This window comes from Vibrio sp. V33_P6A3T137 (genome assembly GCF_009904835.1).
GTDB lineage: Bacteria > Pseudomonadota > Gammaproteobacteria > Enterobacterales > Vibrionaceae > Vibrio > Vibrio metschnikovii.
On the sequence record NZ_WXWK01000035.1, the window covers coordinates 57,664 to 79,283 of the forward strand.

Below are 21,620 nucleotides of genomic sequence, written 5' to 3' on the forward strand. Positions count from 1 at the left end.
AACAAAACGCCCCGAGCAGCATTCACTGTTCGGGGCGTTTTTAGCGCTTAAAGTGAAGAATTATTTCTTCTCTTTTTTCGCTTTAGCTTCAGCAATAACGGTTTCTGCTACGTTAGCTGGACATGGTGCATAGTGTGAGAACTCCATAGAGAACTGACCACGACCAGATGTCATTGTACGTAGAGAACCGATATAACCAAACATTTCAGATAGTGGGATATCCGCTTTAACACGAACACCAGTCACACCAGCTTCTTGGTCTTTGATCATACCACGACGACGGTTCAAGTCACCGATAACGTCACCAACGTGATCGTCAGGAGTGAACACGTCAACTTTCATGATTGGCTCAAGAAGTTGTGGGCCAGCTTTAGGCATTGATTGACGGAATGCACCTTTCGCTGCGATTTCAAATGCAATTGCAGATGAGTCAACGGCGTGGAAACCACCATCAAACAATTCAACTTCAACGTCTAAGGTTGGGAAGCCAGCAAGAACACCTTCTTGCATCATACCAGCAAAACCTTTTTCAATCGCTGGCCAGAATTCCTTAGGAACGTTACCACCAACAACAGTTGAAGTGAATTTGAAGCCTGAGTTTGGCTCGCCTGGTTTGATACGGTAATCGATCTTACCAAACTGACCAGAACCACCAGACTGTTTCTTATGCGTGTAGCTATCTTCAACAGCTTTCGTGATTGTTTCACGGTAAGCAACTTGAGGAGCACCAACAATAAGATCAATACCGTGCGTACGCTTAAGGATATCTACTTTGATATCTAGGTGAAGTTCACCCATCCCTTTCAGGATAGTTTCGCCAGTCTCTTCGTCTGACTCAACTTGGAATGATGGATCTTCAGAAACCATTTTACCAAGTGCAACACCTAACTTCTCAGAACCACCTTTATCTTTAGGCGCAACCGCGATAGAGATAACTGGGATAGGGAAGATCATTGGCTCAAGAGTACATTCGTGCTTAGGATCACACAGAGTATGACCAGTTTTCACGTTCTTCATACCAACGATAGCAATGATGTCACCCGCTTGCGCAGAGTCGATTTCATTACGGTCATCAGCGTGCATTTCTACCATGCGGCCAATACGTTCAGTTTTACCTGTCGCACTGTTCAAAATGGTATCGCCTTTCTTCAGTTTACCTGAGTAAACACGAACGAAGGTTAACGCACCAAAACGGTCATCCATGATCTTAAACGCAAGAGCACGGAATGGTTCATCAACAGAAACTTTAGCGACTTCGCCAGTGGCTTCACCAGTATCTGGATCCGTCAACTCTTGTTCATGAACTTCTGTTGGGTTTGGTAGGTAATCTACAACCGCATCAAGGATAAGTTGCATACCTTTGTTTTTGTATGCAGAACCACAGTAAGTTGGGAAGAAAGCAAGTTCACGAGTACCTTTACGGATACAACGTTTGATGTCTTCTAGAGAAGGCTCTTCACCTTCCATGTAAGCCATCATTAGCTCGTCGTCTTGTTCAACAGCCGCTTCAATCAACATTTCACGGTATTCTTCCGCTTGGTCAACTAAATCAGCTGGGATATCCGTTACTTCGTAGTTCTCTGGAAGACCTGAGTCATCCCAGATGTACGCTTTTTGGCTCAGTACATCAACAACACCTGTAAACTCATCTTCACGACCGATTGGTAGTGTCATCACTAGTGGTGTAGCGCCAAGTACATTTTTGATTTGGCCAACAACGCGGAAGAAGTCTGCGCCCATGCGGTCAAGCTTGTTGACGAAGATCAGACGAGATACTTCTGAATCGTTCGCATAACGCCAGTTGGTTTCTGATTGAGGTTCAACACCGCCTGAACCACAGAATACACCGATACCGCCGTCAAGAACTTTTAGAGAACGGTATACTTCAACTGTAAAGTCAACGTGCCCAGGAGTATCGATGATGTTAAAACGGTGGTCTTTCCAGAAACAGGTAGTCGCAGCAGACTGGATTGTGATACCACGTTCAGCTTCTTGATCCATGAAGTCCATGGTTGTAGTACCATCGTGGCTGTCGCCCATTTTATGGATTTTACCAGTCAGCTTAAGGATACGCTCCGTGGTAGTGGTTTTACCCGCATCAACGTGCGCGAAAATACCAATATTTCTGTATTTTGATAAATCTGCCATTGTCTTACTCTGTTAATAAGGTATAAAGTGCGCGCAGAGTATAGCATAATCTGTCAAGACTGATACCCCTGCGATCGCTTGCTGAAAAAAAATAGTCAAGGACTACCTGTTGCTGATGAAATATAGGTGATGCGCACACAAGACGCGAGCAAATATCGACAAAACTCTCCGTTTCATCACACCTAATCTTTCGAAAAACACATACGCATTGTTTATTTTGCTATCACAGCTCATCAAAAGCGGCAATCGCTTCGGAAAGTTTTCGCACGCCATGAATTTGCATACCAGAAATCCCGCCCTTGGGCATATTGGCCATTGGAACAATTGCGCGGCTAAATCCATGTTTGAGCGCCTCGTTAAGACGCTCTTGCCCACTCGGCACTGGACGAATTTCCCCAGCCAATCCCACTTCGCCAAAAACCACCACATCTTTAGGTAACGGCTTATCACGAAAGCTAGACAGTAGGGCCATTAATAGAGCGAGGTCTGCACTGGTTTCGGTAACTTTTACGCCGCCAACGACATTGACAAAGACATCTTGGTCGGCCATTTGCAAACCACCATGCTTATGCAATACAGCCAGTAACAAAGAGAGCCTATTTTGCTCTAAACCAACCGCAACACGACGCGGATTGGCCAATTGAGAGTAATCGACCAATGCTTGAATTTCGACTAAAAGCGGGCGAGTCCCCTCCCAAACTACCATAACTGAACTGCCCGAGGTCGCCTCCTCACCACGCGACAGAAATATCGCCGAAGGGTTACTGACCTCTTTTAATCCCTGCCCAGTCATTGCAAACACGCCCAGTTCGTTAACCGCACCAAAACGGTTTTTATGGCTACGAAGAGTACGAAAACGACTATCAGCGCCCCCATCAAGTAACACCGAGCAGTCAATAATATGCTCAAGCACTTTAGGACCAGCAAGGGTACCGTCTTTGGTCACATGACCAACAATAAACACCGCAACATTATTTTGTTTGGCATAACGTGTCAAAGCAGTCGCCGATTCTCGAACCTGAGCCACACTACCGGGTGATGATTGAACATCCGCGACGTGCATAACTTGAATCGAGTCGATAACCATTATTCTCGGTTGCTCTTGCTCGGCAATTTGGCAAATACGATCGACGTTGGTTTCGGAAAGCATTTTCAGGTGTTCTTTGGGTAACCCTAAACGGGCGGCACGCATCGCAACTTGCTGTAATGATTCTTCTCCAGTGACGTATAAAGTTGGCATCTGCGCAGAAAGCAAACACATGGTCTGTAAAAGTAACGTCGATTTACCAGCCCCAGGGCTGCCGCCAATCAGAATCGCAGCCCCTGGTACCACACCTCCGCCTAGCACTCGGTCAAACTCTTTAAAACCACTGCTAAAACGAGGCACTTCTTGTAAGTTGATTTCGGCTAACGTTTGCACACTCGTTTGCGTAGCATTTCCCGCATAACCAGATAATCGTTCATGGCGAGCAACTTGAGGGGAAGCAGCCAAGCGAACTTCAGAAATGGTGTTCCAAGCCCCACATGCATTACATTGACCTTGCCAGCGCGGAAAATCTGCCCCACACTCATTACATACATAGGCTCGTTTTGCTTTAACCATGAATCCTCAATACTTAATTAAAAATGGTAACTTAGCCGCTTGCGCCATCTTAACGAAACGGACAACTGTGCCTACATTTTACTTCGGTTATCGTTAAAGATTAACTGCATGATGCCGATATCATTAAAGAACCTAACTTTAACAGAAAAGTATGCAGCAATCTGACATTCTCTCTTTCACTGAAAAACTCATTCCGGTCTACCGCTCTCCGGACTTTGAGTTCATCCTCTCTCAGATCACGGATGGGCAGCCTGCCTCTGCTAAACTATTGATAAAAATGGAACTCAATCGACTGATGGCGCCGTGTAAAAAAACCATTGATTTACGCAGCCGAGTTGATACTGAGTGTCGAGAATATGAAATCGACGGTTTTAAACACTGGTTAGATGATATTGCATTAAATGATTACCAAAAAGGGGTAAAAAAGTTTTCTGGTTATACTGAAGGGGTTTGGGAAACGGTTTGCAAAGCGCGAACCAGCCAACGTGATAACACCAAAACCGATCAAGCCACTAATAAAGCATCCAAAAGCTTCCAAGCTGAGATCATTAAACTGGGCTATGATTTAAAACGCAAAGAAAATCGCCTCAGCCTAAATAGCCAAGTCTTGATCACTCTTAATAATCAAGCCATTCATGCAGTAACACTGGATCTCTCGCCTTCAGGAGCAAAATTTAAAGTACCCGCTGCATTTAACTATAAATCCGGACAAACCTTTAAAACACAATTCACTGAACTGGAAAAATCGCTCGATATTCCTGGCTTAAATCAACCGATTGAATACCGCATACTCGCTATTGATGATTCCTATGAAAACAATGCGGTGAAATACTTGCGGGCATTGCGTATTACTGAGACGACATTAATCGATAACGTGATTGCCGAGTCACTGGCAAGTAATATTAAGAAAAACCGTCACGACAACCAAGATAAAATCATTCGCGCTCGCACCCGTGGCTATGAGCACGTCTATCTCAAACACACAGGCCATTTACCGCTGTTTTTTAGTGGCAACCAACTGAAATTGGTACTGTTGACGGAAAACAATCGGCCTATTTGGCAATACTGGCATGATGAACGAAATCAGCAGAGTTTGGGCAGCTTATTTAATGCAGAACGGATGGGGCTGCTCACACAACCGGGCGTGAAAAATTGCAGTAACGTACTGTACTCGTTTAAACATGAGTATCAGGATAAAACGTTGTTTTTCTCGATGTTCATGCCCGAAGCCTCAGCAGAGCAACGAAAACTGTTCTGGCATATTGGCGCAAAAAAAGACAGTTGGAAAGCGTTCCGTTTATCGGTTTTTGAATTGTCAGCCGAAGAGCGAGCCGAGCTAGCCAACCATTCAGAAGAATTATTAGAGCACTCCAGTCAGCTAACACATTGCGGGATTTTACAAGAAATTGCCGATATCAGTTCAGCACAAGATTATCTACTGGTAGCCAAACCCCCTCTACCTGGCAGTGAGTTGAATCCTTTTCGTCATAGCCGCCAAGTGATCGGTCAACCGTTAGGGGTATATTTTGATGCTTGCTCTCGACGTAAAGAACTTCGCTACATCTTTCGAACGCCCTTACAGCTACAAAATCAACAGCAAGTATTAGGGGAAGGATTGAGTGTTGATCTCTCTAAGCATGGATTAAATCTGATTCTTAATGCTCCAGTGGCACTCAAAGCTGGTGACACAGTCAACATCAACTTTTTTGATTTAAAACGCTACGATGAAAAGCTACCTTTAGACTCGGTACCATATCAAGTCGTTCGCATTAGTCCTGAAGGTAGACGTTTACAGCTAAAAATTTTCGAAACATCTGCAACGCTAAAAACTATCGCTTTTTTAAATTCACTAATTGAACATAATCAGGAGATGTTTCTACCGCAAAAAGAGCAGTTACCGAGCCCCTCTCTCTTAGAGGGCTTGCATGATCTGTTGTTAGACAAAATGGTTTGTTCACCGATTTTCGTTGATAAACCTGGAGCGAATTTGCGACCACGAGTGATTGGCGTTAATTTTCCACTGCCCGCTCACCTCATGTTATTAGCTAAACTCGGACAAGATGGTTGTTTTTCCCTTGAACCTATCTTTAAAAATCACACCAATACTCTACTCGCCTCCCCAATGAGACGAATTGACGGTGCCGAACCTCAGCACCATGAAATCTATATTGCGGTGGTGAAGTTTGCTGACCGTATTCAGTCGGTAGAATCTTGTTTGAAAAGTGAATTTAGTAGTATCAAAGAACGCATTCAATTTATTCGTAGAGCAAGAGAAACGGGCGAGTTTTATGCATTGCGTATTTCTGGCTCGCCGGTATTTGAACCGATGACAACCTTACTGCGCGAAGATCTCAATCAATTACTATTAGTTAGCTTAAACGATGCCAAAGCCTTAGAAAAAGAACTCAGTGCGATTGTCGGTTATTGCGAATTAACCGATATCACGCAAGAGGTGATCACTCGACTGGAACTCACGGACTAAGTCAGAACGCCAGCTCTCTCAGCAAAGCATGAGTGGGAATCCATCACTCATAGTAAAAATAGATTCCCACTCTGCACTTAAGGCTGACTTTTCCAACTGATCTTTTGCTGTCTAATCAGACCCGCCGAAAGAATACACAATACACCACCTAAGCTTGCAAAACGTACCGCCGTTTGTGCTTTCGCCTCTACTTTTGGTTTCGCATGATAGGCAATCCCGAGTCCAGCCACCTCCATCATCACTAGGTCATTCGCCCCATCTCCTACTGCAACGGTATTATGCAATTCAATATCAAACTGCTGAGCAAGTTTTAACACAATCTCTGCTTTAGTTTGCGCTCCTACAATCTCGCCCTTAACTTCGCCACTCAGTTGATTATTGATGATTTCTAATTGATTGGACTGCGCATAATCTAACGATAACAACTGTTGCAGGTGATCCGAAAAATAGGTAAAGCCACCGGAGGCTATCGCGGTTTTCCAGCCCATCGCTTGTAGGGTGGTGAGTAACTCCGGCAATTCAGGCATCAAGGGTAAATCGTTGCGTACCTTTTCAAGGATTGCCGCATCCGCGCCTTTGAGCTTCGCGACTCGCTGACGTAAACTCTGCTCGAAATCCAGCTCACCTTGCATGGCTCGCTCCGTTACCTGAGCGACCTCATCACCAACACCCGCTAATTTGGCAATTTCATCAATACACTCAATTTGAATCGCTGTGGAGTCCATATCCAAGACGATCAAGCCGGGTTTAGACAGATCAGGCACTTCGTCGATTCGAGCATAATCCAAGTGTAATTGTTGTAGAATAGGTTCTAGCGCAGCGTCGAGCTCTCCCGCCATTAAAGCGACATCATAATTGCCGACTTTCCATGTATCAACTATCACTAATCCTTGACCACTCCATTGCTCAATATCCATAAAATGAGCAGGAGTCAGTGGCTGAGCAAAAATAATCCAATTAGCGTGGGACTTATCAAGAGCGCTACTCTCTCGCGTTTCTGGGTAGCGATTCAGCAGCGTCGTATGTTTTCTAATTGAGAGGGGTTTTACAGCATCCATGTTTCGCTTCCTTAACTATGATTCCCTGACGTTACCCTATTGCAATTTAAAAACGCAAGTCTCAATATGAGCGAAATGTCATTTTTTAGGTTTACGATCTATGGATAGCTCACTGTTTTCATTTCGTGTCGTCGTGCGCAGCTTAACCGTTGTGCTATTGATGGGCATGTCGGTGTTCACGATTCAAAATAGCGTTGTGATCAGTAAAGGCAATGAGCGCATTCAAGCCAATCAATTAGAAACCTTAACGAAAGTGTTAATCAATCAAGCCTCCCTGTCGGCCAGCAGCATGCTCGCAGAACAAGATCAAGAGCGATTACTGGCACTCACCAATCAACTTGCTCAAGAACGTTTAGTGTTTGATGCGACAATCTATGATGCTGAAGGCGTTAAGCTAGCCGCAAGTGACGGAGCACTCAGTGTTCGAGAGATATTAGGGCTAGATACACCACTACAAACGGCCAGTATTGGCCGTCAACAACTGGTTGAGCCGGTCTTGTATGATGGCAGCGTTATTGGTTTTGTCCGCTTAACGTTTGAAACGGGCCGAGTAACGGCAATTTCTGATCATCACTATCGAAAAAGCGATCGATACATGTATTTAATGTTATTGATGAGCTTTACTGGTGGGGTTTTGATCACTCTCTTGTTGCGTCGTCAATTTAGACCGAAAGAGCAGAAAGTAGAAAATGTACTGCTTAAGCACGTTTAGCGATTAAACGATCACAATCACCAAAGCGCGAAGATCCCGATGAGTAAAGATAGACTTAACTCATCGGGACAAATGACGCAGAATATAACGTTTAACTGTCTCTATCGAAGCGGTATAACGGGCGTCAAAATCAAGATTAATTAATACCCTGCTTGATCACCAATTAAAATGGAATCTAACGCAATTTCAATCATTTCATTAAAGGTATTTTGACGCTCTTCAGAGGTGGTTTGCTCACCGGTTTTAATATGATCAGAAACCGTGCAGATAGCCAGTGCTTTTGCGCCGTATTCAGCGGCAACGCCATAGATACCAGCCGCTTCCATCTCAACTCCAAGGATGCCATATTTATCCATCACATCGAACATGCTTGGATCTGGAGTGTAAAATAATTCAGCTGAGAACAGGTTACCGACTTTCACATCAACACCACGAGCTTTCGCCGCTTCTTCTGCCGCTTTAACCATTTTATAATCAGCAATCGCAGCAAAATCATGATCTTTAAAGCGGATACGATTCACTTTTGAATCCGTGCAAGCGCCCATACCAATCACAACATCGCGTAATTTGATCTCTTCATTCACAGCGCCACAGCTACCGACACGAATGATCTTTTTCACACCGTAATCTTTGATGAGTTCAGTCACATAAATCGAGCATGAAGGAATGCCCATACCGTGGCCCATGACTGAAACTTTACGGCCCTTATAGCTGCCCGTATAGCCGAACATGTTACGCACATCACATACCTGAACGACATCATCTAAAAAAGTCTCTGCGATGTATTTAGCGCGTAGTGGATCACCTGGCATTAAAACAACGTCAGCGAAATCACCCAGTTGAGCATTAATGTGTGGAGTTGCCATGTCTTTTCCTCTTTATCTTGGTGATTGTGTTGCCCAGTCAGTCGAGCAACACAATTGAACAGTAGGCTTAGCCTTGCTAATAGCAAGACCAATCATAAAATACAGTCTTCTATTCCAGCACTGCAGGTGATGTTACAAAAATGATTTTCCGTAATCCATTGGTGAGGTAGCAAAATAACTCGCTAAACTCTGACCAATATCAGCAAAGGTTTCACGGTGGCCAAGGCTACCCGGCGCTACTTTTTGACCATAGACGATCACTGGAATGAATTCGCGTGTGTGATCGGTGCCAGGCCAAGTAGGATCGCAGCCATGGTCAGCGGTTAAAATCAGTACATCTTGCTCTTGCATCTGATCAAGAATTTCTGGCAGACGCTGATCAAAATACTCTAATGCTGCCGCGTAACCGGCGACATCTCGGCGGTGACCGTAAGCAGAGTCAAAATCAACAAAGTTAGTGAAGACTATCGTGTTATCACCCGCTTGTTCAATTTGATCTAATGTGGCATCAAACAAAGCAGGAATACCGTTGGCTTTCACTTTTTTACTGATCCCACAGTTAGCATAAATATCAGCTATCTTACCAATCGAAACCACTTCACCTTGTCGCTCTTCAAGCAGTTTTTGCAATACGGTAGTTGCAGGTGGCTCTAAAGATAAATCACGGCGGTTACCAGTACGAGCAAATTGTCCTTTACCAGGACCGGTAAATGGACGGGCGATCACTCGACCAATGTTATAATCTTCTAACTCTTCACGAGCAATCTGGCACAGTTCAAGCAGGCGGTCTAAGCCGAAAGTCTCTTCATGACAGGCAATCTGAAACACTGAATCCGCTGACGTGTAGAAAATTGGCTTACCTGTCGCCATATGCTCTTCACCCAAATCATCAAGCACTTGAGTACCAGAGGCATGACAATTACCAAGGAAACCATCCAAACCGGCACGCTTTAAAATGCGGTCGGTTAGCTCAGTAGGAAAACTGTTTTCTTTGTCACTGAAATAGCCCCATTCAAATAGCACTGGTACACCAGCAATTTCCCAGTGTCCTGATGGGGTATCTTTACCAGAAGAAAGTTCAGCAGCGTGGCCGTAAGCGCCAATAATATCTGCATTTTGATCTAAGCCTGGCGCAAATTGTCCTGTGGCTTCTTTGTGCGCCATTGCTAAGCCTAACTTAGAAAGATTAGGCAAACGTAAAGGCCCTTGGCGATCCGCATTATCCGCTTTACCTTGTTGGCACTGCTGTGCAATGTGGCCTAAAGTATCAGCGCCAACATCACCAAACTTTTCAGCGTCTGGAGCGGCGCCAATACCAAATGAATCTAATACTAAAACAAATGCTCTTTTCATTACTTTTCCTCACCGGAGTTACACATCTTCAGGTCGAATTTGACGATAGATTTCCGGAGTTTCTTGATAATTGCCGCCAATCTTAACGGCTTGTTGAAGTGCTTTCGCAGCAATCTCCCACTGTTCTTCATTGCGGGCATGAATCACCGCCAGTGGTTTATTGCTATCAGCTATTTCACCTAAACGAATGAATTGATCAAAGCCGACCGCATAGTCAATCGTATCGGTCGCCACTCGGCGTCCGCCGCCCATACTGACGACCGCCATACCAATCGCGCGCGTGTCCATGGCCGAAACTACGCCGGCTTGCTGCGCATAAACGGGTTTTACCACCTCGGCTTTTTCTAAATAACGGTCGTAGTGTTCAACAAAGTCATTAGGGCCGCCGAGTCCTGCGACCATCTTTCCAAATCGCTCTGCCGCCTGTCCATTATCGAGCACGGTTTGTAATTTAGTGCGCGCTTCTTGAGGATCTTTGGCTAATTTGGCTAACAATAACATCTCGATGCACGAGGCCATGGTCACTTCTAATAAACGCGGGTTGCGATATTCACCGGTTAAGAAACGAACCGCTTCACGAACCTCGAGAGCATTACCTGCCGATGAAGCCAATACTTGATTCATATCGGTTAAAATAGCCGTAGTATTGGTGCCAGCACCGTTAGCCACCGCAACAATCGATTTCGCTAACTCTTCAGATGCTTGATAAGTCGGCATAAACGCACCTGAACCCACTTTAACGTCCATCACTAAAGCGTCTAGACCTGCTGCGAGCTTTTTCGATAAAATCGATGCGGTAATCAACGAGATATTGTCCACCGTGGCGGTGATATCGCGGGTCGCATAAACGCGCTTATCCGCTGGCGCTAAATTGCCGGTTTGACCAATGATCGCCACGCCAGCGTGTTTGGTCACCTCACCAAACAGCTCATTACTGGGCATAATGTTGTAGCCGGGGATGGCTTCTAATTTATCGAGCGTACCGCCGGTGTGGCCTAAGCCGCGCCCAGAGATCATAGGAACGTAGCCACCACAAGCGGCCACCATAGGGCCGAGCATTAATGACGTCACATCGCCAACGCCACCGGTAGAGTGTTTATCCACGATCGGGCCATCAAAATTCATGTGCGCCCAGTCGATAACCATTCCCGAGTCACGCATCGCACAAGTCAATGCGATACGCTCTGGCATGGTCATTTCTTGAAAATAAATGGCCATCGCAAAGGCCGCGATTTGCCCTTCTGATACACTGTTATCAGCCACACCTTGGATGAAAAAATAAATTTCATCTCGAGTTAAAACTTCACCATCGCGTTTTCTACGAATAATTTCTTGCGGTAAGAATACATTAGATTTAGACATATAAGCCTCCTAGATGCTTTTGCTAATCTTTCAGGCCCTCTTTAAAATCGCATGTCTTAATGGTTAGCACCATTGTTAATTGGACTCACACTTCGCTGTATGAAGTCTTCTGCTTAGTACTTTGCAGATGCTGAAATTATCGAGGGAAAAACAAAGTAAGTAATGCTTAACACTACTTACTTGCTCGTTAATGATTAATAAGCGCTAGGATCGGCTTGTTGATCGGTCACCTCTAACGTATTTAATAAGTTAGTTAACAGACTCGAAGCGCCGAAGCGATAATGACGGCTATCAGCCCAACCTTGGCCAAGAATGTCATCCGCCATGGCTAAATATTGCGCAGCATCTTCTGCGGTACGTACGCCACCGGCAGGTTTAAAACCTACCTGTTTGGCAACGCCTAAATCACGGATCACTTCAAGCATCATGCGCGCATACTCAGGTGTCGCATTGACAGGCACTTTACCGGTTGAGGTTTTAATAAAATCCGCACCCGCTTCGATGCTGATTTGTGAAGCTTTCTTGATTAAGGCTTCTTGTTTTAACTCACCCGTTTCGATGATGACTTTCAGTAAAATATCACCGCAAGCTTGTTTGCACTGCTTAACCAGTTCAAAACCGACTTGTTCATTGCCAGCAATCAAAGCTCGGTATGGGAATACGACGTCAACCTCATCAGCACCATAAGCAACCGCGGCTTTGGTTTCAGCCACCGCGATGTCAATATCATCATTACCGTGTGGGAAATTGGTGACCGTGGCAATACGAATCTCTGGAGTTCCTTGCTCACGAAGGGTCTTCTTAGCAATAGGAATAAAACGTGGGTAGATACAGATCGCCGCCGTATTACCTACTGGGCTTTTTGCATCATGACAGAGCTGGATCACTTTGGCGTCCGTATCGTCATCATTTAATGTGGTTAAATCCATCAATTTCAGTGCGCGTAGCGCTGCGGCTTTTAAATCGCTCATTTCTATCTCCGATCAATATATTCAATTCATTGACTAGTGAGTAAGACGTCACTCGACATAGTCACAAAATGAACGGACTTGGTTCCTTGAAGACTCGGTGTTTTGCACCAATTGCTATCCCTGTCACCGCACAATGCCAATAAGCTTCATGGCATAACCGTCTGTGATTGCGGTACACAATATTGCTCAAGCAACCACTTGTTGGAAGTTGATGGTTATGCCACAAGCTTCCATTACAATCGATCGCTCTGATGCTCTGCTTCACCCTTGTTCGATAATAAAAACCGTGAATCCATCACTCGTTTTATTGTCACAATATTGGGGGCATATAAAGGCGAATAAGCTGTGATCTACAGTATAACTCTTCGCAACAAAACCCTAGCACAACACTCAGAGCAAACGGTTTGTATCTCAAAATAATCGTTATCATCCATCATGGACAATTCATTTATTAAACTGTTTTAACGAACCTTATCGTGTGAAAGACAAGGAACTGTGTTTTCTTGGTCTACAAAACAGAAAAACCCCGCAGCAATCTCTTGCTACGGGGTTAGGTTAAGTGGCGTCTATATCGTTTTCTTTACTAAATTAGAAAGAAAGGAATAGGCCAGCAATGGTTGCTGCCATCAAGTTAGATAGCGTACCAGCAACCACAGCCTTGATACCCATACGAGCGATATCACCACGGCGTGAAGGAGCCAAGCTACCTAAACCACCCAATAAAATCGCAATCGAGGATAAGTTAGCAAAACCACACAATGCAAAAGAGATGATCGCTTTGGTTTTCTCAGTTAACACGACAGGAGCGGCTTCACTTAGGTAAGGTGCAAATTGAGAGTAAGCCACGAATTCGTTAGCAACGGTTTTTAGACCGATAAACTCACCAGCGATAGTCGCTTCCGCCCATGGCACACCCAATAGGAATGCAAGAGGAGCAAAAACAAGACCAAGAATCATCTCTAGTGTCAGCTCTGGCATACCAAACCAACCACCGATGCCACCTAGCATACCGTTGATAAGTGCAATCAAACCGATGAAGGCAATTAACATCGCACCAACGTTTAGGGCTAATTGCAGACCAGCAGAAGCACCGCCTGCCGCCGCATCAATCACGTTAGCTGGTTTTTCATTTTCAGCCGCTTCAATACCTTCGATTTGATCAACCGGTTTATCGGTTTCTGGCATGATGATTTTAGCAAACAGTAGACCACCTGGTGCCGCCATGAATGATGCCGCAACTAGGTACTCAATAGGCACGCCCATTGATGCGTAACCCGCTAGTACACCACCAGCAATAGAAGCTAGACCACCACACATCACCGCAAACAGTTCAGATTGCGTCATCTTAGGCACAAACGGACGAACCACAAGTGGTGCTTCGGTTTGACCTACGAAAATGTTCGCAGCGGCTGACATAGATTCTGCGCGAGAAGTCCCTAAGGCTTTCTGTAACGCACCACCTAAAATTCGGATAACCCATTGCATAACGCCGAGGTAATACAGAACTGAGATTAATGCAGAGAAGAAGATAAGTGTTGGTAGTACGCGAAAAGCAAAGATGAAGCCCCCGCCACCAAATACTTCAAACATTTTACCAGAAACTAGGCCACCGAACATAAACTCAGTACCGCTATTACCATAGTTGATAACGTTCGATACTGCGTCAGAGAGACCACGAAGGAGTTCTTGACCCCATGGTACATACAAAATGAATGCGCCAAGGGAAAATTGGATAGCAAAAGCACCACCCACGGTTCTGATATTGATAGCTTTACGGTTTGATGATAGTAATACTGCGATTCCCAGTAATACAACCATTCCGATTAGGCTCATAAACAGGCTCATAGTTTATGGCTTCCTTATAAGTTAGAAGTTAATTAGGTGTTGGCGTGTGGCAAAATAGAGCTAAAAAGCGAAGCGATTATACTTATCTCAACCACAATAAAATAATGCCTTCCTCACACTTTCTTATAAGATTAATAATCCATTCACATACTTATGTGACACAAATCACTATTGATAGACTTATTTGTTACTCTCATCACGCTCATCGGTGATAGAAAGACCAAATAACCTATGGCTAGTTTGCCAAATGACCGAGGCAACCTGTTCAGGATCGGCCTGATGTAATCTTGCTAGTTCCTGTAACACTAAAGGCAGTCGTAACGGACGATTAATTTGACCTTGATAGCCCAATAGCGGCATATCCGGAGCATCAGTTTCAAGCACTAAGTCGGCCATCGATACAGAGGTAATCGCCTGACGCGTTTTATTGGCTCTAGGGTACGTAATCACACCACCGACGCCTAATTTAAACCCTAAATCAATAAACTGCTTCGCCTCTTGCCTACTGCCTGAAAACGCGTGTAAAACACCACCTTGGGTAAATTTCATCTGCTTTATAATCTGTATGAGCCGCTGATGGGTTTTACGACTATGAAGAATGACTGGCTTCTGAAAAGTCTGAGCGATAGAAAGCTGTCCAATCAATAGGGCTTCTTGACGCTCTGCGGGTTGATCAATCAGCGCATCCAAACCACATTCGCCAATCGCCACACAGGCGTGCTGAGCAACCAAAAGCTTATGCTCTAATTGTTGTAATAATTGGGCAGGAGTTGATAAAGGAATAAAATGAGGGTGAATGCCAAGCGCATAGAAAAGACAATCTGAGTCGCGTGACACTAACTGCTCAATTCTCGCCCAGCTCTCCGGACTTGTCGATGGAATGAGAAAACGCTCAACGCCTTGCGTTTTAGCTTGAGCTAAATCGCTGGCTAATGTCGATTCAAAAACAGGTAAGTCCAAGTGACAGTGAGTATCAAATAATCGCACAGTACAACACCTTAAGCGCGCGGGTCGGATGAACCATCACGCTCAGTATGACGCGCAGGATCCGCTCGATAAGCCACGCAACTGCGCTTTTGTTCGGCCGTTAATCCCATCTGTTGACACCATGCATCATAGTGAGCCAGTGCCTGTTTTAGCCATTGCCACATGGTTTGATCCCTCTCCAGCGTCTGTGGTTAATGCCATCTATTATTCCACAACATCATCGTGGTGTTATTGCTCTTCACGCTTAAAGACCAGCTCGGTAGGGCTCGACTCTTGAGGTACAAAGTAATAGCCAGCGGTGGTGAAATGGGTCAGCTCTTCAACCGAAGTGGCTTGATTATCAATAATATAACGCGCCATCATACCGCGAGCTTTTTTAGCATAAAAACTGATCACTTTATATTGTCCGTTTTTGGCATCTTTAAAAATTGGCGTGATCACTTGTGCATCAAGCTGATTGGTTTTCACCGCTTTAAAATATTCATTAGACGCCAAATTGATCAGCACATTATCGCCTTGTACCTCAATCGCCTGATTGAGCTTTTCAGTAATGATAGAACCCCAAAATTGATACAAATTACTACCACGAGGATTGGCTAATTTGGTGCCCATTTCTAAACGATAAGGCTGCATTAAATCGAGCGGCTTAAGTAAACCATATAAGCCTGATAACATCCGTAGATGCTGCTGAGCAAAACGCAAACTCTCTTCAGATAAGCTTTGCGCATCAAGACCGGTATATACATCACCTTTAAAAGCGAAAATCGCTTGGCGGGCGTTGTCTAAGCTAAACTGCTCACTCCACTGTGCAAAACGAGCGACGTTTAATCCAGCAATCGTATCACTGACTTTCATTAATGCTGAAATATCGTCGGGAGTTAATTGACGACAGACGTCAATCAGCAGCTTGGAGTGCTCGATCAGTTCCGGTTGAGTGTGCTCTTGACTTGGTAAAGGCGATTCATAATCCAGAGTTTTAGCAGGAGAAACCACAATCAGCATTGTTCTATCCTAATATCGTTTTACTTAGAGAGTTGAGCCGTTAGATTAACAAAAAAAGCCACACATTGTCTGCATGGCTTTTTCTATCTTATCCATTGAGCCTAACGATAGGCTTAACTGGCTACCAGCAAAGATGACCCCTCATAACAGGTCATCCTCGGCGATTATTTGCTTTTGCTGTCCCAAATACCATCTTCTAACTGAGATTTCAGCTCTGGGTAATCGTTGGCATCAAAGGTTGGTAACTTACCGGCTTTCAGTTGACGGTTGTAGTCTTTCGCCAATTTAACCACCGTTCCTGAGAGCAGCAAAATCGCAATTAAGTTGACAATCGCCATCAAGCCCATCGTAACATCAGCCATCGACCAAACGGTAGGTAATGTCGCAAGCGAACCGAACATCACCATGCCCAGCACGATCATTCGAAAAACCACCAAGCCTTTTTTATTATTATGCTCAAGGAAAATCAGGTTGGTTTCAGCATAAGAGTAATTGGCAATAATGGAGGTAAAGGCGAAGAAGAAAATCGCTAAGGCAATAAAAATACTTCCCCAATCACCAACTTGTGAACTCAGTGCACGCTGGGTAAGCTCAATACCGGTAATTTCACCGTGAGGAACATACTCTCCAGACATAAGAATGATCGCAACGGTCGCCGAACAGATGACTATCGTATCAACGAAAACCCCAAGCATCTGTACGTATCCTTGTGAGGCTGGATGCGGAGGATAAGGCGTGGCAGAAGCTGCCGCGTTAGGTGCCGAGCCCATGCCCGCTTCGTTCGAAAATAACCCGCGTTTAACACCATGAATCATTGCTTGAGCAATCGCATAGCCTAAGCCACCCGCCGCCGCTTGCTCTAAACCAAACGCGCTTCTAAACACTAAGCTTAGTACTGACGGTAACTTTTCGATGTTTAGGATCACCACGACCATAGCAATCAAAATATAGGCCAAGGCCATGATCGGTACAATCAACTCAGCGGTACGTGCGATCTTACGAATTCCACCAAAAATCACAAACGAAGAGATTAAAACAATCGCGATGCCAACATAAAGCGGCTCAAAACCAAAAGCGGTGTGCATCGCACTGGAAATCGAATTGGCTTGCACTGCATTGAACACTAAACCGAAAGCGATGATAAGGAAGATAGAAAACAGCACGCCCATCCAACGCATGCCTAAGCCTTTTTCCATGTAATAAGCGGGACCACCACGATAGTTTCCATCTCTATCACGGGTTTTATACAGCTGAGCCAGAGTACTTTCCGCGAAAGACGTCGCCATACCAAGCATCGCCGTCATCCACATCCAAAAAATGGCACCAGGACCACCTAATGTCAAAGCGACCGCAACCCCCGCCATATTACCGGTACCAACACGAGCCGCTAAGCTGGTGCATAAGGCTTGGAAAGAAGAGATACCAGATTGGTCTGATTTTCGGCTGTTTCTCAATACACTGAACATATGACCGAAATGACGAAACTGGATAAATCCTAAACGGACCGTGAAGTAAATCCCTACCCCGACTAAAAGATAAACCAGAATCGATCCCCAAAGCAGGTCGTTCATTAAATTAATTAAGTCTGTCACAAGAACCTCTCTTAGAATGTGTGTTGAGTTGACCAGCCGATCAGCACGAAAAGGTGAATGAGCATCCCAGAAAATAATTCGTATTACGGGAGCCATTAAGCGTGATTCAACACTTTTTAGGTCGTTAAAATAATGCAGTAAATTTTTTGACGGGCGGATAATGCTACCTCAACCAGCAAAAATCAATATGCAACATGGCTCATCTTTATGTTATTTTTTACTATAAAGTCACCATTTATTAACACAAACGCGACCATTAAACCCTAAACAAACCAATAAAAAACAAACAAAACACTAACAAAACAGAATAAAAAAACCTCACAAACCTCATGTTGCATAATCCTAATCTCATTGGCTGAGAATCTAGCTATCACAGTGCATGACTGAATTTTTTGTCAGTAAAATGTCATAAAACACAACCAAGCGAGCAATAAATCATCAAGCAGTCAATTGCCAGCGTTGAATGTAACGTTTTATTAACAAGATTTTTCTGGCAATAAAAACGTTTGCGCGAATCGGTTGCGTCTTTTTTGTACAGAAAAAAGTTCAAAAATGTGAAAGAACAACGAAAAAAAAGCCGTTCAATCGATAAAAAGTCATAAATGAGAAATGAATCATGGCTAAGATTAAGTTTCATATGCTATACCCAAATCGCAGTGAGATGCAGCGCGGACTTACATCATAAAACAAGCTGGTTGATGTAAGATCTTAACTTAAGTGCTGTAACTTCAAGTAGGAAGGGAATATCTAGCATGATGTTTACGATGTAGACCCAACCCACAGGATACCTGCGATAGATGCCGTCCGTTGTGCTCTTTAATGAACGAGTATCTCATCAGCGAAGCTATGGCGGTATGCAGTGGAGAGGGAGAATGACTTATGACAATGAGGCTTGCTTATGGATGACTTGCACTTTGATCAACTACTAGACATGGAAATGACCAAGATTCGCGCTAGCCGCAGTAAACCAGTGAAACGAATGTGGAGAGAAATTGAAGCAATACGGGATAAAAAACGCTTAGAGAAAGAGCTACTTGATATGGATGTCTGCTTGGATCTCGACAGCATAAAACTGTAACTATGTAATAAGGCGCACTGAGCTATTCGGTGCGCCTTATTATTGATGATTGATGACCATCTTATTATCTAAATGCACTCTGACTCACTTTTCCTGACTCGCCGAGCCAACTGGGTGAATCGATCAGCGATGGTTTCGCCAAAGACAGGATCATCTTCGTGGCCACTCCAGATAGATTCAACCTGCTGCCAATCTGAAATACTAAAAGCATCTTCAATCAATGGAAAAACCGACTGCTCTTCTAACTCTAGGTGACGCTGCTGCTGTTCAATAAAATCGGTCAATTTTTCGATAAAGACATCTTGAGGCACGACAGCATCTTGCAAAATCATTTCTACGATCAACAAAAATGCTTGCGTCTGCTCAGCCAGCAGCTCATGTTCTTGCTCCAAGTTTTCGACCATCGGAATCGTGGGGTAGTTCTGCTGATAGTAGTGATAAAGCACATTCTCTTTCGGGTGATGAACTGATTGAGAATGAGAGCCTAAATAATCAACAATTTCTTTAATCAGACTATAGTTGATCAGCTGCTCTGTATTGAGCAACTGTAACTTTTCGCGCAGTATGGTGAGTAGACGAGCCATGTACTCATGTTCGCGACGGATCCTTTCTAACATCATGATGAGCCTCCCTGACTGATCGTAAACCAATCGTATTCTTTGGTTTGATTGTTCAGTATAGCTCAAAAAACAGCCAACCCTTCAAGGTCTCGCGCTTTCAGACATCCAATTTCGGTTGCCAATCGATAGCTTGCTTACCTTGCTGTTCAAGTAATTGATTCGTCATTGAGAAGTGTTTGCAGCCTAAAAAACCACGATGGGCAGAGAGGGGGGAAGGATGCGGGGCCTCTAAAACATGATGACGCTGACGATCGATCATCTTGCCTTTTTTTTGTGCATGAGCTCCCCATAATAAAAAAACAATCCCTTGTCCGTGTTGATTTAATGCTTCAATAACACGATCAGTAAACGTTTCCCAGCCACTGTTTGCATGAGAGTGAGCCTTACCCTGCTCGACAGTTAATACCGTATTGAGTAGAAGAACGCCTTGATCGGCCCAACTTTTTAGGTAGCCATGGTTCGGGATGCTAAACCCTCTGATATCTTGTGCCAGCTCTTTATATATATTCACTAATGAAGGCGGCGTCTTAACTTGTGGTAACACCGAAAAACAAAGACCATGAGCTTGGTTTGGCCCATGGTAAGGATCCTGACCAAGAATCACTACGTTAACATCATGAAATTCCGTTAAACGAAAAGCGTTAAAAACCTCTGTTGCCGGAGGATAAATTACTTTTCCAGACCGTCTTTCTTGTTCAACAAAGGCTAGCGTATTTTTAAAATAGCTTTGCTGTTTTTCATGACCAATAACCTCATGCCAAGTCAATGATTGCCCCATAAAAAAGCCCTATAATATGAATAGTCAGCCCATTGTATACTCAAACGACCTCCGATTGCAGATAGGCAGATGGACTCGATTAATCAAACCGACAACGCTTGGTGATGATAATCCCGTAGTGTTTGAATTTCTTGTGCCCAGATATCAGGTTCAATCGTTTCTAAAATCAAAGGGATACCATTAAATCGGCTATCTTGAGCGATATACTCAAAGCATGTCCACCCAATCTCACCCTGCCCTAATGAGTGATGACGATCGACTCGGCTACCCAAGGGGGATTTTGAATCATTAATATGCATGGCACGCAAATAATGCATACCAACGATCTGATCAAAAAGTGCGAAAGTCTGCTCACAATCGGCTTTAGTTCGTAAATCATAACCCGCGGCAAAGGTATGGCATGTATCAAGGCAAACGCCGACTCTCGATTGATCATCCACTTGTTCGATGATTTCGGCAAGCTGCTCAAAACGCCAACCTAAATTGCTCCCCTGACCGGCCGTGTTTTCAATCACCGCAACAACGTCAGGAACCGCTTGATGAGCCAGATTGATCGATTGAGCAATATGACTAAGACACTGGCTTTCAGAGATTTGCTTCAAATGACTACCCGGATGAAAATTGAGAAGTGATAATCCTAATTGTCGGCAACGTTGCATCTCATCAATAAACGCCGCTCTTGATTTGGCAAGCTTATCCGCCTCTGGTGCGCCTAAATTAATCAAATAAGAATCATGCGGCAAAATGTGGTCATGGCTAAAACCTAGTCGTGCGCAATTGGCTTTAAACGCTTTTATCGTCTCGATATCTAAAGGCTTAGCCGCCCATTGGCGCTGATTTTTAGTAAATAAGGCAAAAGCATTCGCTCCTATTTGGTGAGCGCGGATCGGCGCTTGATCAACACCACCAGCAGCAGAGACATGAGCACCAAAATATTTGGTTTTTGAAGGTTCTATCGTACTTGTCATTGAGTCACTTTTTTACTTTCAGTTTTATTTAGATAACTGTCTGATGCTACGTAATGCAGGCTAAAAACACACCTAAAAATGTAGTAATTTTACAAGAAAACAAGATTAAAATTTATTTTAAACATTCAAAAAATAAATGAACTCATTGTTTATTATCGACTTATTGATTGAGATCAATTCTACAGCCGATTCAAA

Annotated in this window: 18 protein-coding genes; 3 read left to right on the plus strand and 15 right to left on the minus strand. The window is 44.1% G+C overall.

All coding sequences use genetic code 11. From position 1 onward, the window contains the following. Positions 1 to 60: 60 nt before the first annotated feature. A complete protein-coding gene (gene fusA, locus CAG60_RS02820; protein WP_004395904.1) occupies positions 61 to 2,148 on the minus strand; it encodes an elongation factor G in 2,088 nt (695 codons plus the stop codon). A 223-nt stretch (positions 2,149 to 2,371) separates the two neighbouring features. Then, on the minus strand, positions 2,372 to 3,751 hold the full coding sequence (gene radA / locus CAG60_RS02825) for a DNA repair protein RadA (RefSeq protein WP_004395905.1): 1,380 nt from the start codon (positions 3,749 to 3,751) through the stop codon (positions 2,372 to 2,374). Between the two features lie 151 nt (positions 3,752 to 3,902). Here radA and CAG60_RS02830 point away from each other — a divergent pair, with 151 nt between their 5' ends. Continuing rightward, positions 3,903 to 6,233 (plus strand): PilZ domain-containing protein, encoded by a 2,331-nt coding sequence (locus CAG60_RS02830; RefSeq protein WP_161438236.1) that lies wholly within the window; start codon positions 3,903 to 3,905, stop codon positions 6,231 to 6,233. A 77-nt stretch (positions 6,234 to 6,310) separates the two neighbouring features. On the opposite strand, the gene serB is transcribed toward CAG60_RS02830, so the two are convergent. Further along, positions 6,311 to 7,291 (minus strand): phosphoserine phosphatase, encoded by a 981-nt coding sequence (serB, locus tag CAG60_RS02835; RefSeq protein WP_161426379.1) that lies wholly within the window; start codon positions 7,289 to 7,291, stop codon positions 6,311 to 6,313. 100 nt (positions 7,292 to 7,391) lie between these two features. Between serB and CAG60_RS02840 the strand changes: the two genes are divergently transcribed. Continuing rightward, positions 7,392 to 8,003 (plus strand): YtjB family periplasmic protein, encoded by a 612-nt coding sequence (locus CAG60_RS02840; protein WP_004395907.1) that lies wholly within the window; start codon positions 7,392 to 7,394, stop codon positions 8,001 to 8,003. A gap of 140 nt (positions 8,004 to 8,143) precedes the next feature. Here the strand turns inward: CAG60_RS02840 and deoD are convergent, their stop codons facing one another. The 9 genes from deoD to CAG60_RS02880 form a co-directional block, all read right to left on the minus strand. Continuing rightward, a complete protein-coding gene (gene deoD, locus CAG60_RS02845; RefSeq protein WP_004395908.1) occupies positions 8,144 to 8,869 on the minus strand; it encodes a purine-nucleoside phosphorylase in 726 nt (241 codons plus the stop codon). Between the two features lie 132 nt (positions 8,870 to 9,001). Further along, positions 9,002 to 10,222, minus strand: a complete 1,221-nt coding sequence (locus tag CAG60_RS02850; protein WP_161438237.1) for a phosphopentomutase — start codon at positions 10,220 to 10,222, stop codon at positions 9,002 to 9,004. 18 nt (positions 10,223 to 10,240) lie between these two features. Further along, the gene (gene deoA, locus CAG60_RS02855; RefSeq protein WP_161438238.1) at positions 10,241 to 11,584 is read right to left on the minus strand and encodes a thymidine phosphorylase; all 1,344 of its coding nucleotides are present in this window, start codon (positions 11,582 to 11,584) and stop codon (positions 10,241 to 10,243) included. Between the two features lie 194 nt (positions 11,585 to 11,778). Then, complete coding sequence (gene deoC, locus CAG60_RS02860) at positions 11,779 to 12,555, minus strand: deoxyribose-phosphate aldolase (RefSeq protein ID WP_004395911.1); 777 nt, start codon at positions 12,553 to 12,555, stop codon at positions 11,779 to 11,781. 588 nt (positions 12,556 to 13,143) lie between these two features. Continuing rightward, positions 13,144 to 14,400 carry a NupC/NupG family nucleoside CNT transporter gene (locus CAG60_RS02865; protein ID WP_161438239.1) on the minus strand — a complete coding sequence of 419 codons (1,257 nt, stop codon included), beginning with the start codon at positions 14,398 to 14,400 and terminating at the stop codon, positions 13,144 to 13,146. 180 nt (positions 14,401 to 14,580) lie between these two features. Then, on the minus strand, positions 14,581 to 15,387 hold the full coding sequence (locus tag CAG60_RS02870) for a TatD family hydrolase (protein WP_161438240.1): 807 nt from the start codon (positions 15,385 to 15,387) through the stop codon (positions 14,581 to 14,583). An 11-nt stretch (positions 15,388 to 15,398) separates the two neighbouring features. After that, on the minus strand, positions 15,399 to 15,551 hold the full coding sequence (locus tag CAG60_RS16495; protein ID WP_202598491.1) for a hypothetical protein: 153 nt from the start codon (positions 15,549 to 15,551) through the stop codon (positions 15,399 to 15,401). A gap of 64 nt (positions 15,552 to 15,615) precedes the next feature. Further along, positions 15,616 to 16,389: a peroxide stress protein YaaA gene (gene yaaA, locus CAG60_RS02875; protein WP_161438241.1), complete on the minus strand. Its 774-nt coding sequence runs from the start codon at positions 16,387 to 16,389 to the stop codon at positions 15,616 to 15,618. Positions 16,390 to 16,553: 164 nt separating this feature from the next. Beyond that, complete coding sequence (locus CAG60_RS02880; protein ID WP_161438242.1) at positions 16,554 to 17,981, minus strand: alanine/glycine:cation symporter family protein; 1,428 nt, start codon at positions 17,979 to 17,981, stop codon at positions 16,554 to 16,556. 898 nt (positions 17,982 to 18,879) lie between these two features. Between CAG60_RS02880 and CAG60_RS02885 the strand changes: the two genes are divergently transcribed. Next, the gene (locus CAG60_RS02885) at positions 18,880 to 19,059 is read left to right on the plus strand and encodes a DUF3545 family protein (protein ID WP_004395917.1); all 180 of its coding nucleotides are present in this window, start codon (positions 18,880 to 18,882) and stop codon (positions 19,057 to 19,059) included. Between the two features lie 68 nt (positions 19,060 to 19,127). Here CAG60_RS02885 and CAG60_RS02890 read toward each other — a convergent pair whose 3' ends face one another. The 3 genes from CAG60_RS02890 to nfo form a co-directional block, all read right to left on the minus strand. After that, the gene (locus tag CAG60_RS02890; RefSeq protein WP_161438243.1) at positions 19,128 to 19,679 is read right to left on the minus strand and encodes a hemerythrin domain-containing protein; all 552 of its coding nucleotides are present in this window, start codon (positions 19,677 to 19,679) and stop codon (positions 19,128 to 19,130) included. A gap of 97 nt (positions 19,680 to 19,776) precedes the next feature. After that, entirely contained in the window at positions 19,777 to 20,457 is a 681-nt protein-coding gene (ung, locus tag CAG60_RS02895; RefSeq protein ID WP_161438244.1) for a uracil-DNA glycosylase, read from the minus strand. Positions 20,458 to 20,540: 83 nt separating this feature from the next. Further along, complete coding sequence (gene nfo / locus CAG60_RS02900; RefSeq protein ID WP_161438245.1) at positions 20,541 to 21,425, minus strand: deoxyribonuclease IV; 885 nt, start codon at positions 21,423 to 21,425, stop codon at positions 20,541 to 20,543. Positions 21,426 to 21,620: the final 195 nt, after the last annotated feature.

Coding starts and splice junctions, on each gene's coding strand:
- radA (WP_004395905.1), bottom strand. CDS start 3,751: ATGGTTAAAGCAAAACGAGCCTATGTATGTAATGAGTGTGGGGCAGAT.
- ung (WP_161438244.1), bottom strand. CDS start 20,457: ATGGGGCAATCATTGACTTGGCATGAGGTTATTGGTCATGAAAAACAG.
- deoA (WP_161438238.1), bottom strand. CDS start 11,584: ATGTCTAAATCTAATGTATTCTTACCGCAAGAAATTATTCGTAGAAAA.
- serB (WP_161426379.1), bottom strand. CDS start 7,291: ATGGATGCTGTAAAACCCCTCTCAATTAGAAAACATACGACGCTGCTG.
- CAG60_RS02885 (WP_004395917.1), top strand. CDS start 18,880: ATGGATGACTTGCACTTTGATCAACTACTAGACATGGAAATGACCAAG.
- CAG60_RS16495 (WP_202598491.1), bottom strand. CDS start 15,551: ATGTGGCAATGGCTAAAACAGGCACTGGCTCACTATGATGCATGGTGT.
- deoC (WP_004395911.1), bottom strand. CDS start 12,555: ATGAGCGATTTAAAAGCCGCAGCGCTACGCGCACTGAAATTGATGGAT.
- CAG60_RS02850 (WP_161438237.1), bottom strand. CDS start 10,222: ATGAAAAGAGCATTTGTTTTAGTATTAGATTCATTTGGTATTGGCGCC.
- CAG60_RS02840 (WP_004395907.1), top strand. CDS start 7,392: ATGGATAGCTCACTGTTTTCATTTCGTGTCGTCGTGCGCAGCTTAACC.
- CAG60_RS02865 (WP_161438239.1), bottom strand. CDS start 14,400: ATGAGCCTGTTTATGAGCCTAATCGGAATGGTTGTATTACTGGGAATC.
- CAG60_RS02830 (WP_161438236.1), top strand. CDS start 3,903: ATGCAGCAATCTGACATTCTCTCTTTCACTGAAAAACTCATTCCGGTC.
- deoD (WP_004395908.1), bottom strand. CDS start 8,869: ATGGCAACTCCACACATTAATGCTCAACTGGGTGATTTCGCTGACGTT.
- CAG60_RS02890 (WP_161438243.1), bottom strand. CDS start 19,679: ATGATGTTAGAAAGGATCCGTCGCGAACATGAGTACATGGCTCGTCTA.
- yaaA (WP_161438241.1), bottom strand. CDS start 16,389: ATGCTGATTGTGGTTTCTCCTGCTAAAACTCTGGATTATGAATCGCCT.
- fusA (WP_004395904.1), bottom strand. CDS start 2,148: ATGGCAGATTTATCAAAATACAGAAATATTGGTATTTTCGCGCACGTT.
- nfo (WP_161438245.1), bottom strand. CDS start 21,425: ATGACAAGTACGATAGAACCTTCAAAAACCAAATATTTTGGTGCTCAT.